At 42.1% G+C, this 15,107-nt stretch carries 11 protein-coding genes; all 11 read left to right on the top strand.

The features are described 5' to 3' along the window. Nucleotides 1-73 precede the first annotated feature (73 nt). The 11 genes from WQ57_RS14440 (at nucleotide 74) to WQ57_RS14390 (ending at nucleotide 15,090) form a co-directional block, all read left to right on the top strand. Nucleotides 74-1,486 (top strand): sigma-54 interaction domain-containing protein, encoded by a 1,413-nt coding sequence (locus WQ57_RS14440; RefSeq protein ID WP_241481551.1) that lies wholly within the window; start codon nucleotides 74-76, stop codon nucleotides 1,484-1,486. Between the two features lie 154 nt (nucleotides 1,487-1,640). After that, nucleotides 1,641-2,771 carry an acyl-CoA dehydrogenase family protein gene (locus tag WQ57_RS14435; RefSeq protein WP_052948765.1) on the top strand — a complete coding sequence of 377 codons (1,131 nt, stop codon included), beginning with the start codon at nucleotides 1,641-1,643 and terminating at the stop codon, nucleotides 2,769-2,771. A 27-nt stretch (nucleotides 2,772-2,798) separates the two neighbouring features. Then, on the top strand, nucleotides 2,799-4,445 hold the full coding sequence (locus tag WQ57_RS14430) for a long-chain-fatty-acid--CoA ligase (RefSeq protein ID WP_046524490.1): 1,647 nt from the start codon (nucleotides 2,799-2,801) through the stop codon (nucleotides 4,443-4,445). A gap of 70 nt (nucleotides 4,446-4,515) precedes the next feature. Next, nucleotides 4,516-6,078 carry an ABC transporter substrate-binding protein gene (locus WQ57_RS14425; protein ID WP_046524489.1) on the top strand — a complete coding sequence of 521 codons (1,563 nt, stop codon included), beginning with the start codon at nucleotides 4,516-4,518 and terminating at the stop codon, nucleotides 6,076-6,078. Between the two features lie 141 nt (nucleotides 6,079-6,219). Then, nucleotides 6,220-7,785 (top strand): ABC transporter substrate-binding protein, encoded by a 1,566-nt coding sequence (locus WQ57_RS14420; protein WP_052948763.1) that lies wholly within the window; start codon nucleotides 6,220-6,222, stop codon nucleotides 7,783-7,785. Nucleotides 7,786-7,809: 24 nt separating this feature from the next. After that, on the top strand, nucleotides 7,810-8,757 hold the full coding sequence (locus WQ57_RS14415; RefSeq protein WP_046524487.1) for an ABC transporter permease: 948 nt from the start codon (nucleotides 7,810-7,812) through the stop codon (nucleotides 8,755-8,757). 15 nt (nucleotides 8,758-8,772) lie between these two features. Continuing rightward, nucleotides 8,773-9,612 (top strand): ABC transporter permease, encoded by an 840-nt coding sequence (locus WQ57_RS14410; RefSeq protein ID WP_046524486.1) that lies wholly within the window; start codon nucleotides 8,773-8,775, stop codon nucleotides 9,610-9,612. 11 nt (nucleotides 9,613-9,623) lie between these two features. Next, nucleotides 9,624-10,637: an ABC transporter ATP-binding protein gene (locus WQ57_RS14405; RefSeq protein WP_046524485.1), complete on the top strand. Its 1,014-nt coding sequence runs from the start codon at nucleotides 9,624-9,626 to the stop codon at nucleotides 10,635-10,637. Continuing rightward, the gene (locus tag WQ57_RS14400) at nucleotides 10,630-11,598 is read left to right on the top strand and encodes an ABC transporter ATP-binding protein (RefSeq protein ID WP_046524484.1); all 969 of its coding nucleotides are present in this window, start codon (nucleotides 10,630-10,632) and stop codon (nucleotides 11,596-11,598) included. The genes WQ57_RS14405 and WQ57_RS14400 overlap by 8 nt, the downstream gene beginning before the upstream one ends. A gap of 153 nt (nucleotides 11,599-11,751) precedes the next feature. Next, nucleotides 11,752-13,308, top strand: coding sequence for an acyl-CoA carboxylase subunit beta (locus tag WQ57_RS14395; protein WP_046524483.1), 1,557 nt, complete (start codon nucleotides 11,752-11,754; stop codon nucleotides 13,306-13,308). A gap of 54 nt (nucleotides 13,309-13,362) precedes the next feature. Beyond that, complete coding sequence (locus WQ57_RS14390; RefSeq protein WP_046524482.1) at nucleotides 13,363-15,090, top strand: AMP-binding protein; 1,728 nt, start codon at nucleotides 13,363-13,365, stop codon at nucleotides 15,088-15,090. Nucleotides 15,091-15,107: the final 17 nt, after the last annotated feature.

The following is a 15,107-nucleotide window of genomic DNA, read 5'->3' as shown; positions in this document are numbered from 1 at the left end:
ATATAAGATTTTAACCTGGAATGGGGCCACCAAATCGACGATTGTACAACAAGCACCAAAAAATCTAGAGAAGTTGGAAGAGGTATATCAAACCTATACACAAATGTTTCAACATTCTTTGACCGGTGTAGTCATCACCAATAAGGATGGGATGATAATTGAAGTAAATCCCGCATTTGAGAAACAAACCGGGTTAACAGAAAGTGATTTCGTTGGACGTTTACATAAGAGTTTAATAATTGAAGAAATTATTGACCAATCCGCGGAATTACAAGTTTTTAAGGAAAAAAAGCCTTGTACCCTCTTGCAAAAAATTTACAATGGCAAAGAAGTGTTAGTTAGCGCTATACCTATTAAAAATCGAGAGGGGGAAATTGTAAAGGTTGTTAGCAATATATTAGAAGTAACGGTCCTAAACAAACTGAGGAATGAAATTTTTCAATTGGAACAAGAGCATGAGGAAGTCACCCGACAACTGGAGGAACTTAAATCCAAAAAAACAGTCATGCATTCCATGGTCGCATATGACATTAAAATGAAGAAAGTTATTGACCGTGCCTTACGAGTATCACAACATGAATCAACAGTAATCTTGTATGGGGAATCTGGTGTCGGTAAGGAAGTTCTAGTTAAATTAATTCACGAAAATAGTAATCGAAGTGATCGGCCACTGATTAAAGTGAATTGCGGGGCGATTCCAAATGATCTGTTGGAATCTGAATTGTTTGGTTATGAACCGGGCGCGTTTACTGGAGCCAGCACGAAGGGGAAGATTGGTTTATTCGAACAAGCCTCTAAAGGGACGATTCTTTTAGATGAAATTGGTGAAATCCCTTTACATCTACAGGTGAAATTATTGAGGGTGCTGCAGGAATTTGAAATTACCCGTGTCGGTGGAACGAAGCCGATAAAAATCGACGCTAGGGTAATTGCCGCTACTAATCAAAACTTGGAAGATTTAATCCAAAAAGGCGGTTTTAGGGAAGATCTTTATTATCGCTTGAATATCATACCGATTCATATCCCTCCGCTTAGGGAAAGACAAAATGATATCGTCCCGTTAACCTACCACTTTATCAATAACATAAGACTTAAATACGGTATAAATAAGATCTTTTCAAAGGAAGTATTGGATAACTTTCAACATTATCATTGGCCGGGAAACGTGAGGGAACTACAAAATATTGTTGAACGACTGTGTATAATGATTGAGAAACCGATTATCACTACTGAGGAAATCAAAAATGAAATGACTGTTCCGCAACAAAAAGATGAGAGACAGCCGGAATCCCATATAATTGATAGTGATGAAATCAGTCCTGCTCCTGACGGTGCAAAGTCGCTTAAAGAGCATATGGAACTATACGAAAAACAACTTATCGAACGAGCCTTGAAGGAGTATTCAAGTATTCGTGCTGCAGCCAAAGCACTAGACGTCGACGCTTCCACGTTATCAAGAAAAGTAAAAAAATATTCTAAATTTTAAAAATGGTGTAAAAATGCAACGAGTTGCAATTTCGCACCATTTTTTGTTGTTTTTCTGCATGCATACAAGGATGCCCCCTTTAGAAATCAGCCTTTTTAAGTTGGCACGGGAATTGCAATATAAATGAGTAGTACTAATGGGAGGAGCAATTTACTTGATTCAAGAAGAGATGCTTATGGTTCGTCATTTTGCCCGCTCCATTGCAGAGGATTATTTTCTGCCTGCTGCAAAAGATGTGGATAATAATCAAAGAATACCAGAATCCCACGTTTGGGCAATGGCTGAAAATAAATTATTTGGAACAAGTGTCCCTTCACGTTATGGTGGGGGAGGACTTTCGCATTTGAATAAGTTGATTATTATTGAAGAAGTCGCGCGCTGCTGCGGGTCTACTTCAATGCTACTGACGAATCAGGACATGGTGATTAACCCAATTGTTAAGGGTGGTTCTGAAGAGCAGAAAATTAGCTATTTACTTCCTCTTACATCGGGTGAATTAATTGGGGCATTTGCAATTACTGAAGAAGGCCTCACCAGTGACCTTCAATCCGTTTATACAACAGCTGAGAAAATGGGTGATCATTATATATTAAATGGAAAAAAGTTATTTGTGTTTAACGCAGGGAAAGCAGACATTTTCATTATTGCCGCTTCAATAAACCCAACAATAGAAAAAGCAGGTATCACCTATTTTATTGTCGAAAAGGGAACACCCGGACTCACTTTGGGAAGGGAAGTAAGGAAAATGGGTGTAAAAGGGATGTCAGCAAGAGAGATTATCTTAGAAAATGTAAGAATTCATCATTCACAGCTAGTAGGGGGCGAAGGAAAAGGATTTAAAATTTTGAAGGAAACACTTAATCGAACGAGATTAAATGTAGCGGCCCAAGCTTTAGGGATTGCACAGGGTGCATATGAAGAGGTCATCAAGTATGCCCATAAATTTGCTCGTACTTCAAGGGAAAGTTTGAGATTCCATAATACTCAGCTTATGCTTGCTGAAATGGCGACAGAGATTGAGGCTGCAAGAAGATTGCTATATTATGGCGGAGAATTTCTGGACAGCGGGTCAAGTAAAGCGGCAGCTACAGCATCAATGGCAAAGTTATTCTGTTCGAATGTTGCGATGAAGGTGACCACCGATGCCGTTCAAATGCTAGAAGGGAGCGGTTATACAGATGACTACCCTGTTGAACGAATGATGCGCGATGCAAAAATTACCCAGATCTATGAAGGCTCCAATTTAACCCAAAAGCTTGTGATTGCAAGACAGGTTTTACTGTAATCCTTTCATATTTAAGGAGTTGAAAAAATGGTATCTGAGAATAAGAGGTGGCTGAAGTTTTATCCAAAAGGTGTAAATCCGGATGTATTGATTAAAGAAAAGTCTTTAAATGAACTTCTCGACGAAGCTGTTTCCCGTTTCGGTTCTGATATTTCATTAGAATTTAATCAGAATAAATGGTCCTACCAAGATGTTCAACAAATTGTAGCTAAATTAGCGGGTGCATTATACCGGCGGTGCTTTAAAAAGGGAGACCGTTTATCGATTATGCTTCCTAATTGTCCGCACTATATTTTTTCGGCTTTCGCGGTTTTCAAGCTAGGAGGAATCGTTGTACAGACAAACCCAATGTATGTAGAAAGAGAATTAGAGTATCAGTTAAATGATGCAGAAGCAGAATTTATCATTTGTCATACTTCTGTTTATGAAAGAGTAAAAAGAGTGCAAAGCAAAACGTCCTTGAAAAATATCATTGTCGTTCAAACCTCCCAGACTGAGAATTGTTCCCTTGATCAGGAAGATAGCTATTTTGACAATTTCCTTACTACATACCAAGAAGATGCCCCACCTATTGGAATTAATCCAACAGAAGATATCGCGGTACTGCAATACACTGGTGGAACAACCGGGGTATCTAAGGGAGTTATGCTGACACATCAGAATTTTATTACTCAAATTGAGCAATTTTATGAGTATTTATTAAAACGGTTTGACACCCCACAGCTCCATCCCAGGTCAGTTATCAGCTTTTTACCGTTTTTTCATATTTTTGGCTTTGTTAATGTCACATTAACAGGATTTCGGTTCGGCTATAAACAAATCATTATTCCGAGATTTGATACGAAAACCGTATTGGAGCTAATCCAAAAAGAACCGCCATTCATCTTTTTGGGCGTTCCAACCATGTATACCGCAATGCTTCATTATCCAAACGCAGAATCATACGGTATAGAAAATATAAAGGGCTTTTTCTGCGGAAGTTCTGCTTTGCCTCATGAGATTTATGAAAATTTTAAAAAGTTAATGGGAGATGGTACGTATATTTCTGACGGTTATGGCTTGTCAGAAGCAACCTCTGGAACCCTTAGCAATCCTTACACAAGAAATAAAACAGGAAGTATTGGCATTCCAATTCCCAAGACTGAAGTCATAATCGGCATTGAAAACGATCAAGGAGAAATAATAGAGGCGCCAGTTGGAATGAAAGGAGAAATTCTCGTCCGCGGTCCGCAGGTAATGAAAGGATACTGGAATAAGCCTGAAGAAACAGCTGCGGCTATGAAAGCGGGATGGCTGCATACTGGTGATGTGGGCTACATGGATGATGAAGGATATTTTTATGTTGTTGACCGAAAGAAAGATATGATTATCGCCAGTGGATTCAATGTATATCCTCGTGAGGTGGAGGAGGTAATTTACCAAATCCCAGAAGTAAGGGAAGTAATGGTCATCGGGATACCTGATGAATACCGCGGTGAAACAGTTAAGGCTTTTATCTCTTTGAAAAGCGGTCAAACAGCGGCCAAAGAAGACATTATTCAATTTTGTAAGGGAAAATTAGCTCCTTATAAAGTACCAAAGCTGATTGAATTCCGGGATGAGCTCCCAAAATCCGCAGTTGGAAAGTTATTGAAACGAGAGCTTCGTGACCAGGAATTATCTAAGATACACTGAAGGGTTATGAAAGGATAAAACAACTCCGAAGGATTTTAATAATGAAGTATTTTGGAGAGGAAGGGTTTAAATGGATAGGGTACCCAAATTACTATTAGCTTTTTTATTAATGGCGGTTTTGCTTGTGGCAGGATGTTCAAATAATAATTCATCCTCGGGAAAGTCACAAGCAAATACAGTGGAAAACCAAAAGGACTCTACACCTAAAAAAGGTGGAAATTTAACGATTGCTTTTGATACTGATATTAGCAATTATGACCCTTTACTCGGTAACTCAGGAAATGACCATGCATTGCTTTACCCGATTTATGATACTCTGGTTAATTTCAATGCACAGCTTGAACCCCAGCCGGGATTAGCTGAATCTTGGGATATTCCTGATGATAAAACGATTATTCTACATCTGCGAAAAGGCGTTGCCTTTCATGATGGAACTCCATTTGATGCTGAAGCAGTGAAATTTAACCTTGAACGCGCCATCTCTCCGGATTCCAAGGTAACGGATTTAGGCAATGTGGAGTCAGTTGAAGTGGTGGATGCTCAAACAGCTAAATTGAATCTTAAACAACCAGATTCCTCCATCATTCTAGCTTTGTCAGATCGTTCGGGAATGATGGTTTCGCCAACAGCGGTGCAAAAATTCGGTGAGGACTTCGGTCAAAATCCTGTTGGAACAGGACCATATAAGCTTGAAAAATGGGTTAGGAATGCTGAAATTCAGTTAAAAGCAAATGAAAATTATTGGCAGGAAGGACTTCCATATATTGATAGAATGACATTAAAGGTTATGCCAGATGAGAATACAAGATTAAATGCACTGAAAGCTGGCCAAGTGCAGCTCTATTGGAATGTATCTCCTGATAACAGCCAAATATTGAAGAAGGATAAGAATGTTGTCCTTAATACGAAAATGAAGGTTGCTTTCCAAAATATGTTCATCAATACGAAGCTTGCCCCATTGGACAAAAAAGAGGTCCGTCAAGCATTACAATATGCCATCGACCGCGAGGCACTTGTCAAGGTTTTAACGTTCGGTGAAGGTGAGCCAGCCTATCAAACATTTCCGAAGGAGTATTGGGCTTCCAATCAAGATATTAAGATTCCACATGACATCGAAAAAGCAAAATCGCTGCTGAAGGAAGCAGGGCTAGAAAGTGTTAGTTTTGATGTATATGTTCCGAATCTGCCATTCTATCAAAGGATAGCGGAGGCGGTAAAAGGACAGGTCAAGGAAGCGGGCATTACGATGAATATCCAAACTACCGAAGCCAACAAAGGGAACACCATCTACTTTAATGAGAAACAGGGCCAAGCATGGTTTACGTTTTGGAGCGGACGGCCTGACCCGCAGCAGACAATGAACTCGTTAATTAGCGGTAAAGCTTTCTACAACGCTGGAGGTGAAAGCACACCAGAAAAAGAAGAGTTAATCGCAAGGGCTGCAGCTACCTATGATCAAAAGGAACGGGCCCAGCTATATGCCCAGATTAATGAGATTGCTATTTTGGAGGAAGCTATGACCATTCCTGTTTTCTTTGCACCTGCAACAGCAGCTATGTCACCAAAAGTCAAAGGATTCGAAGGAACATTGTTAGGGAAACCAAAGTTTTCATTTTTATGGTTGGATAAATAGAAAAATTAACAAAATTTACAGGGAGAGGCTTGAGAGGAGATAACAAAAAGAGAATCGAACTGGAATCATAGTCTTTTTTTAAGTAAAGTTTCTTGAAAATTTTAAAGATTAAAAATCTAAATGAAGAAGGAGAAGTCGATCATGGGGAATTATAGAAAAATGATTATTTTATTAAGCTTGTCCATCCTTTTGGTTATTTCAGGGTGTGGGAAAAACAATACAGCATCGAATAATCAAGCAGCAGATAATTCACAGGGTACCCAAAGCAGTAGTGAACCGAAACAAGGCGGCGATTTGATTTTTGGCTACGATACAGATATAAGCAACTTCGATCCGATATTAGGTAATTCAGGCAATGACCACGCATTACTTTATCCAGTCTATGATACTTTAGTCAATTATAATAGCAATCTTGAGGCACAGCCTGGACTTGCAGAATCATGGGAAACACCGGATGAAAAAACCATTCTTCTACATTTAAGAAAAGGAGTTACCTTCCACGATGGCACAGCATTTAATGCGGAAGCTGTGAAATTCAATTTGGATCGAGTGAATTCCGAGCAATCAAATGTATCGGACATAAGCAATGTGGAATCCGTAGAAGTGGTGGATGAGTCCACCGTTAAATTAAACCTGAAGCAGCCAGATTCCTCTATTTTACTCGCACTTTCAGATCGTTCCGGAATGATGGTGTCACCGACAGCTGTAGAAAAATTAGGTGCTGATTTTGCTCAAAACCCGGTGGGAGCCGGCCCATTTAAATTCGCGAAATGGGTCCATAATGGCGAAATCAAATTCGAGAAAAACGAAAATTACTGGCAGAAGGGGCTTCCGTATCTCGATACAATAACAGCTAAAATCATGCCAGATGAAAACACACGGTTAAACTCTCTAAAATCTGGACAATTAAGTTTTTATTGGAATGTATCACCTAATAATGTCCAAGTACTGAAAAAAGATCCGAATATCGTTTTAGATTCAAAAATGCGTGTATTCGTCCACAATATTTACATTAATACGAAACTGGCGCCATTTGATAAAAAAGAAGTTAGACAGGCGTTCCAATACGCGATTGATCGCAAGGCCATTGTTGACGCCTTATATTATGGCCAGGGTGAACCTGCAACCCAAGCCTTTCCGAAGGATTATTGGGCCTATAACCCAGACCTGAAGCTAGAGTACAATCCAGAGAAATCAAAGGAACTTCTAAAAAGCGCAGGCTTAGACTCGGTCAGTTTTGATATGGTTGTTCCTACTGTTCCGGAATGGCAGAGAATGGGTGAAGCAATCAAGGGACAGGCCAAAAAGGCCGGTATTGAGATCAATATCCAAACCATGGAAATGAATAAAGGCAACTCGTTATATTTTAACGAGAAACAAATTCCAGCAAATTTAACGGCATGGACGGGCCGGCCGGATCCACAGCAGACAGTCAATTTATTCTTTAGTGGAAATGGTTTTTATAACACCGGAGGAGAGTCAACGCCTGAAAAGGAAGAATTAATTAATAAAGCTGCTGCTTCTTATGATCAGAAGGAGCGTGCAGAACTATACGGAAAAATAAATGAAGTTGCCATATATGATGAAGCCATGACCATCCCGCTTGTGTTCACCCCTGTAACGGCTGCGATGACGCCACAGGTAAAAGGATTTGAAGGAACTTTGCTTGGAAAACCGAAAATTTCATTCCTATGGTTAGATAAATAGAATTATAGAGAGGGGAAGAGGTCGATGTTTTTTAGGTTTTTGCTGAGGCGCTTAATGTATGTGATACCGATGCTGATTGTTACAACATTAATAGTCTTTTCCCTCATTCTGATTATACCCGGCGATCCTGCCCTGGCCCTTTTAGGAGACAATGCTACAGAAGAAAAATTGGCATTGTTAAGAAGTCAGCTGGGACTGGATCAACCCATACTGATTCAGTATTGGAATTGGCTGACAAATGCAGTTCAAGGGGATTTAGGACGTTCTCTCTTTACTGGAGAGATTGTTAGCGATGCTGTCTTTTCAAGACTCGGTGTAACCTTCCAGCTTGTCATTGCATCCATCCTATTTTCGTTTGTTTTCGGAATGACCTTTGCGATTGCGTCGGTTATTAAACCGAATAGCTGGATGGATTACCTTTCAAGATTTGTGGGAACTCTTGGTACGGCAATCCCCAACTTCTGGCTGGCCATGCTTCTCATCGTCTTATTCAGTGTAAATCTTGGCTGGCTGCCAGCAACAGGATTCATAAGTATTTCTGAAAGTCCAACAGGGTTTTTACAAAGTATTATCCTGCCGTCAATCTGTCTGGGAGCCTTTGGCGCAGCCCAAATCACAAGGCAATTAAGATCATCCCTTCTTGAAGTGTTGGAATCGGATTATATTCGGACTGCTTATTCCAAGGGATTATTACTGTGGCCGGTTATTTGGAAGCATGCGCTAAGGAACTCTTTGCTTCCAGTTATAACGACTACTGGACTGTTGTTTGGGAACATGCTGGGGGCAACTGTCGTCATTGAAACGGTATTCGCTATTCCGGGAATGGGACAGCTGGCCGTGAATTCTATTCTGCAGCGGGACTTTCCGATGCTTCAGGGTGTTGTGCTGGTAATGGTTGTCTTAGTTTTAGTAATCAATTTTGTGACTGACGTATTATATAGCGTTTTGGATCCCAGGATTGAATTTAAATAAGAAGGAGGCGGCTTGATGCAATTCCGTTTGATGTTGCAACGATTGTTTCATGAAAAGCTGGCATTTGTAAGTATGATTTATTTGCTGCTTTTAGTATTCTTATCCCTCTTTGCATCCTGGATTGTTCCCTTTGATCCAAATGAGCAGGATTTGTCAAAAGTCATGCTGCCGCCTGACGGGACCAACTGGTTTGGAACAGACGAATTGGGCAGGGATGTATTTTCACGTGTATTAATGGGTGCCCAGGCGGCCATACAAGCAGGCCTTGTTGCCATCTTAATTCCACTTGTTATTGGAGTTCCGCTTGGGATTATCTCCGGTTATCTAGGCGGGATTGTTGATGATATTTTCATGAGAATTGTTGATGCGATTTTATCATTTCCTGCAATTCTTCTTGCACTGGGAATTACCGGAGCATTAGGCGTAAGTTTATGGAATGCGATGATTGCGATTGGAATTATTTTTACACCCCAATTTGCCCGCCTGGCAAGAGGTCAGACACTTCAAGTCAGAAGAGAACCCTATGTGGAAGCAGCAAAAATTTCAGGTGCAGGTCCTTTGTGGATTATGATGAAGCATATTCTTCCTAATATCTTATCACCTATCATTGTTCAGGCTTCCTTTAGCTTCAGTCTGGCCATTTTAGTGGAAGCCTCATTAAGTTTTCTGGGCATGGGAGCGCAGTCTCCTCAAGTCAGCTGGGGCGGAATGCTGCAGCAGGCATACAGCATGATTTTTGTGAATCCATTAATGATGCTTTTCCCTGGCATAGCCATTCTGATATCTGTTTTGGCTGGGAACTTTTTTGGTGACGGATTACGGGTGGCCTTTGATCCAAAAATGAAGAGAACTTAGGGGGGATTGAATTGAGAGGACACAATGAACCTGTATTAGAGGTGAAAAACCTTTGTTCTTACATCCCTACATCCAGGGGAGTCATCAGACCGGTAAATAATATTTCTTTTTCTATCGGGGCAGGAGAAATCGTTGCTTTGGTTGGAGAATCAGGAAGCGGAAAAAGTGTTACGGCTTTGTCCGTTATGGGGTTGAATTCACCTTCGATAAAGTATGAGAAGGAGAGTATTATTTCCTTTAAAGGTGCCAATTTGCTGAAAATGAAAAAAAGGCAAATGAAAAAGATTAGAGGAAATGAAATTTCGATGATTTTTCAAGATCCAATGTCATCATTAAATCCTTTGCATCCGATTGGAAAACAAATTGCAGAGCCGATTCAGCTTCATCAAGGTGTCAGCTATAAGAAGGCAAAAAAAATTGTTCTTCAGTTGCTGGAGAAAGTTGGAATCCCTGATCCCGAGAATCGTCTTAATGATTATCCGCACCAACTGTCCGGGGGAATGCGGCAGCGGATTATGATTGCAATGGCACTTGCCTGCAATCCTTCCTTACTCATTGCCGATGAACCAACAACAGCTCTTGATGTAACCATCCAGGCTCAAATCCTAAATGTAATGAAAGAGCTCCAGAAAGATACTGATATTTCGATCCTGATTATTACTCATGATTTAGGCGTTGTCGCAGAAATGGCTGATCGGGTCCTCGTCATGTATTGTGGTGAGATTGTGGAAGAGGGAGATGTCTATTCTCTGTTTCAAAATCCCCAGCATCCGTATACAAAAGGCCTGCTGGCAAGTGTCCCCAAACTAAGGGGGGCATCGGAAAAGCATCTTCATACCATTCCAGGGACTGTGCCGAATCCTCTTGAGCTTCCAAAAGGCTGTAATTTTTCCAGCCGGTGCAGTTTTGCAACGGATAAATGTCTCAGTGATGCTCCTGACCTCATTGAGACAGGCAAGGATCGGCGCGCCGCATGCTGGCAAATTGTTGATTCGCAAAAGGAAGAGGTGACTGTACATGCCTGAACCATTAATTTCAATTAATGAGGTGAAAAAATACTATCCTATAGGAAGCGGTTTATTCAGTAAAAAAGGTAAATGGTTAAAGGCAGTGGATGGAATTAGTCTTGATGTCCATCGTGGTGAAACAGTTGGTCTGGTCGGCGAATCCGGGTGCGGGAAATCGACTCTAGGCAGAATGGTCGTTGGCTTGCTCGAACCGACTGCAGGGGAAGTCATCTTTGAAGGCAATTCGCTTTTATCTAAAGGACGTAATAAGCGGGATTTGGGAAAAAAAATTCAAATGGTCTTCCAGGATCCATATTCTTCACTAAATCCGAGGATGAATGTTGCGAACATTATTGCTGAACCTTTAGTGCTTCATAAAATGGGAACCAGCAGTGAGAGAAAAAAAAGGGTGGATGAGCTGCTTGAAAAGGTAGGACTGACATCAGCACATGGAAGCCGCTATCCGGAAGAGTTCTCCGGCGGCCAGCGGCAGCGAATTGGCATTGCCAGGGCGTTAGCGCTCAACCCAAGTTTGATTGTTTGTGATGAACCAGTTTCAGCATTAGATGTGTCGATTCAGGCTCAAGTCTTAAATCTATTAAAAGAGATCCAGGAAGATATGAATCTTTCCTATATATTCATTGCCCACGGACTGCAGGCGGTCAAGCACATCAGTGATCGGATTGTGGTGATGTATTTAGGCAAGGTAATGGAAATTTCAGAAACAGATCAGCTTTTTGAGCAGCCGCTTCATCCTTATACAGAGGCATTGATTTCAGCCGTGCCGGAGCCTGATCCAACCGTTCGTAACCGTGAACGCATTCTATTAAGCGGAGATATTCCGAATCCTGCTAATCCGCCGGTGGGCTGCAGATTTTCTACCCGGTGCCCGCTTGCAGATGAGCGATGCAAACGGGAAGAACCGCAGCTTGAACAAGTATCGGAGGGCAGATGGGTGGCTTGTTTTTACCACGGATAATCAATGTACATATTGATTTTCGATTATGACTCTATCAAGTTGGAGATCAATCAAGGTTAAAAGCTATGAGCTGAATCAGTACGGCTATTCTTCTGGTTAAGGAGTAAACAGAAAATCCCCTTTATAGGGGGATATGGATAAGGAGGAGACGCGATGACATGGGAACCGGAAATTAAAGAACTCCGGCACCGTGAAGCACTTGCTCAACAAATGGGCGGGGAGGAACGGGTCGCAAAGCACAAGTCCCAAGGTAAATTAACCGTCAGAGAGCGGATTGCCAGCCTATTGGATGAAAACACCTTTCACGAGACAGGTGCAATTGCCGGAAAGGCGAAATACGATGCAAATGGTGAGCTAGTTGATTTTACTCCAGCAAATTTCATTGTCGGAACTGGAAGGATTAATGGGCGCAAGGTCGTCGTGGGGGGCGACGATTTTACGGTTCGCGGCGGTGCAGCTGACGGAGCCATCATGGGGAAGCAGGTCTATGCGGAACGAATGGCGCATGACCTCCAGCTGCCTCTGATTCGGCTTGTTGATGGTACTGGCGGAGGCGGAAGTGTAAAATTTCTGGATACGCAAGGCCATACATATGTACCAGTGAATCCAGCCTGGGATTTGGTGGTAGCCAATATGGAACGTGTGCCTGTTGTGGCCTTGTGCTTAGGTTCTGTTGCAGGATTAGGCGCTGCTAGAGTAGTAGCATCGCACTTTTCCGTCATGGTAGAGGAAACGGCACAATTGTTTGTGGCCGGACCTCCTGTAGTCAAATATGGAATGGGACAGGATCTGACCAAAGAGGAATTAGGCGGCATTCAGGTTCATCGTTCGAGCGGTGCCATTGACAATATTGCCAGTTCAGAAGAAGATGCTTTTGAACAGACACGGAAATTCTTATCCTACTTGCCATCAAGTGTCTGGCAGCTGCCCCCTGTTGCAGCAAGCGCTGATAATCCAAATCGCAAGGAAGAAAAATTAATTTCCGTGATACCCAGGAATCGCAGGTCACCGTATAAAATCCGGGAAATCCTCCCGCTGATTTTTGATGAAGGATCAATCTTTGAGATGGGCCGATTTTATGGGGGAGGCACGCTTACTTGTTTTGCACGGCTTGACGGACATCCAGTAGGAGTTTTAGCTTCTGACGTATTTGTAAATGGCGGCGGTTTAACGGCCGAGAGTTCTGAAAAAATTGAAAGGTTTGTAGATCTTTGTCAAACCTTTCATTTGCCGCTCGTTAATTTAGTCGACCAGCCTGGGATGGTGATTGGCCTGCCAAATGAACGGAAGGGTACGATTCGCAAAGGAGCGCGGGCAATTGCTGCAATCTATCAGGCCAAGGCTCCAATGATTGAAATTATTATGCGCCGTGTGTTTGGCGTTGGCGGTGCGGGGATGTCAAATGGACACGGGTTAAATCTCCGTTATGCGTGGCCATCGGGAGACTGGGGCTCACTGCCTGTTGAAGGCGGCGTCCAAGTAGCTTATCGCCGTGAATTAGAGGCAAGTGAGAACCCGCAGGAATTATTGAAGGAATTGCTGGAACGTATGGAATCGGTCCGGTCTCCGCTTCGCACGGCTGAAGCCTTTGGAGTGGAAGAGATTATTGATCCTCGGGATACACGGCCATTGTTATGTGAATGGGTAAAGGATGCCTATGCACTTCTTCCGCAAATGCTCGGTCCTTCCAGTCATGGGATGAGGCCATAATAGAATTTAAGACAAATCAGCTTTTACCACCCCATTAAAATAGGAGGGAGCTACATGGTGAATCCATTAATGGAAGGAGCGTTTCCAGAAGAAATTGTAACAAAGAGTCTTGCCTACTGGGCAGAAGCAGCGGGAGAGAAAACATTCCTTTATTATGGGGAAGACGAGAAACGAATTTCGTATCAACAATTTCATCAGTTAACGAATAGTATTGGCCATTCTTTAATGGTAAGAGGCATTGCCAAAGGGGACCGAATTTCTGTTTTTCTAAAAAATCCGTTCATTTCAACTATTGTTATGTTCGGCATCTGGAAAACCGGTGCAGTATTCAGCCCTATCAATTTTAACTATCGCGGTAAACTATTAAGCTATCAGCTTAATGATACTCAGCCTAAAATGCTGATAACAGAGAGAGCAATGGTGCCCTTACTAAATGAAATTGCACCTGAGATAGGAAGGCTTGCAACTTTCATCCATAATCCTGCAGAAGAAGATCATGATTTTTCAGAGGAGCATGCAGAGCCCCTTTTACATTCAAATTATGAGGAAAATTCGCTTGAATTATTATTTCAAGGAGATACGAGTGATTTGGATGTAGAATTAAACTATTGGGACACAGCCAACATTATTTACACCTCTGGGACAACCGGTCCAGCAAAAGGTGTAGTTCAATCGCACCGATGGATTAATGGGTATACGGCAGGCAGCAGGCAAATGATGTCGCCGGAAGATGTCGTGTATAATGATTTGCCCCTATATCATGTCGGCGGTGCCTTTTTTAATGTAGCCAAGGCTGCCTATGAGGGCTGTACCGCTGCCTTATGGGATAAGTTCAGCCCGAATCAGTTTTGGGACCGCATCCATAAAAGCAAGGCAACGATGGTAACCCTTCTGGATGTCATGATTCCTTGGCTGGTAAGCGCTGAGCCAAGTGAAATGGACCGAAACAATACACTTAATAAAGTTCATATGCAGCCGCTGCCGCTCAATCATCATGAGGTTGCCAATCGGTTTGGCTTTGATATTTGTACCGCCGGGTTTGGACAGACAGAATCAGGGAACCCGCTGATTAGCATTATTCTTCAAACAGAAGAAGGAGAAGGTACACCCAAATCAATATATAAAGGTCTCTCCCGCAGGGAAATTATCGAGCGATGCAAACAAAACAATATTCCGATTGTGGATGGTAAACAAAACTTGAAAAAGGGATTTATGGGAATTGGTCCACACTACTTTGATATCGCTATACTTGATGATAATGATATTGAAGTTCCGGCCGGGGAAGTGGGGCAACTGGCGCTGAGGCCACATTTTCCACACCTCATATTATCCGAATATTTCAATAAACCAGAATCTACCGTCAAGGCATTTAAGAATCTCTGGTTCCATACAGGCGATGCTGGTTACTTGGGTGAAGATGGAAACTTCTATTTCGTGGATCGTCTGGGTGGTGTCATTCGCTGCCGCGGAGAAAAAATATCTTCTTATCAATTGGAGGATATCATCAATGGACATCCTGAGATTAATCTAACCGCTGCCTTTCCCGTACCGGCAGAAGCAGGCGACGAGGATGATGTAGCCGTTTATGTAGTGAAGAAGGAAGGATCGCAGGTGACTGAGGAGGAGTTGAAGGAATGGGTAAAGGATAAAATGCCAAAATATATGTGGCCAAGGCACGTCAGGTTTACTCCCGAAATCCCGCGGACGCCGACAAATAAGGTGGAAAAATATAAGTTGCGGCAGGAATTAATGACCGAGTTAAATAGGGAATTTTCCAAATGACATAAAGATCAATAGTT

This window comes from Mesobacillus campisalis (assembly GCF_000986785.1).
Classification (GTDB): Bacteria; Bacillota; Bacilli; order Bacillales; family Cytobacillaceae; genus Mesobacillus_B; species Mesobacillus_B campisalis.
Note: the sequence above shows the minus strand (reverse complement) of the source record. Positions and strands in the feature narration are given on the sequence as shown.

Bases quoted from the DNA above. Each gene is read 5' to 3' on its own strand.
- WQ57_RS14395 (WP_046524483.1), top strand. From the start codon at position 11,752: ATGACATGGGAACCGGAAATTAAAGAACTCCGGCACCGTGAAGCACTT.
- WQ57_RS14425 (WP_046524489.1), top strand. From the start codon at position 4,516: ATGGATAGGGTACCCAAATTACTATTAGCTTTTTTATTAATGGCGGTT.
- WQ57_RS14400 (WP_046524484.1), top strand. From the start codon at position 10,630: ATGCCTGAACCATTAATTTCAATTAATGAGGTGAAAAAATACTATCCT.
- WQ57_RS14390 (WP_046524482.1), top strand. From the start codon at position 13,363: ATGGTGAATCCATTAATGGAAGGAGCGTTTCCAGAAGAAATTGTAACA.
- WQ57_RS14420 (WP_052948763.1), top strand. From the start codon at position 6,220: ATGGGGAATTATAGAAAAATGATTATTTTATTAAGCTTGTCCATCCTT.
- WQ57_RS14430 (WP_046524490.1), top strand. From the start codon at position 2,799: ATGGTATCTGAGAATAAGAGGTGGCTGAAGTTTTATCCAAAAGGTGTA.
- WQ57_RS14415 (WP_046524487.1), top strand. From the start codon at position 7,810: ATGTTTTTTAGGTTTTTGCTGAGGCGCTTAATGTATGTGATACCGATG.
- WQ57_RS14410 (WP_046524486.1), top strand. From the start codon at position 8,773: ATGCAATTCCGTTTGATGTTGCAACGATTGTTTCATGAAAAGCTGGCA.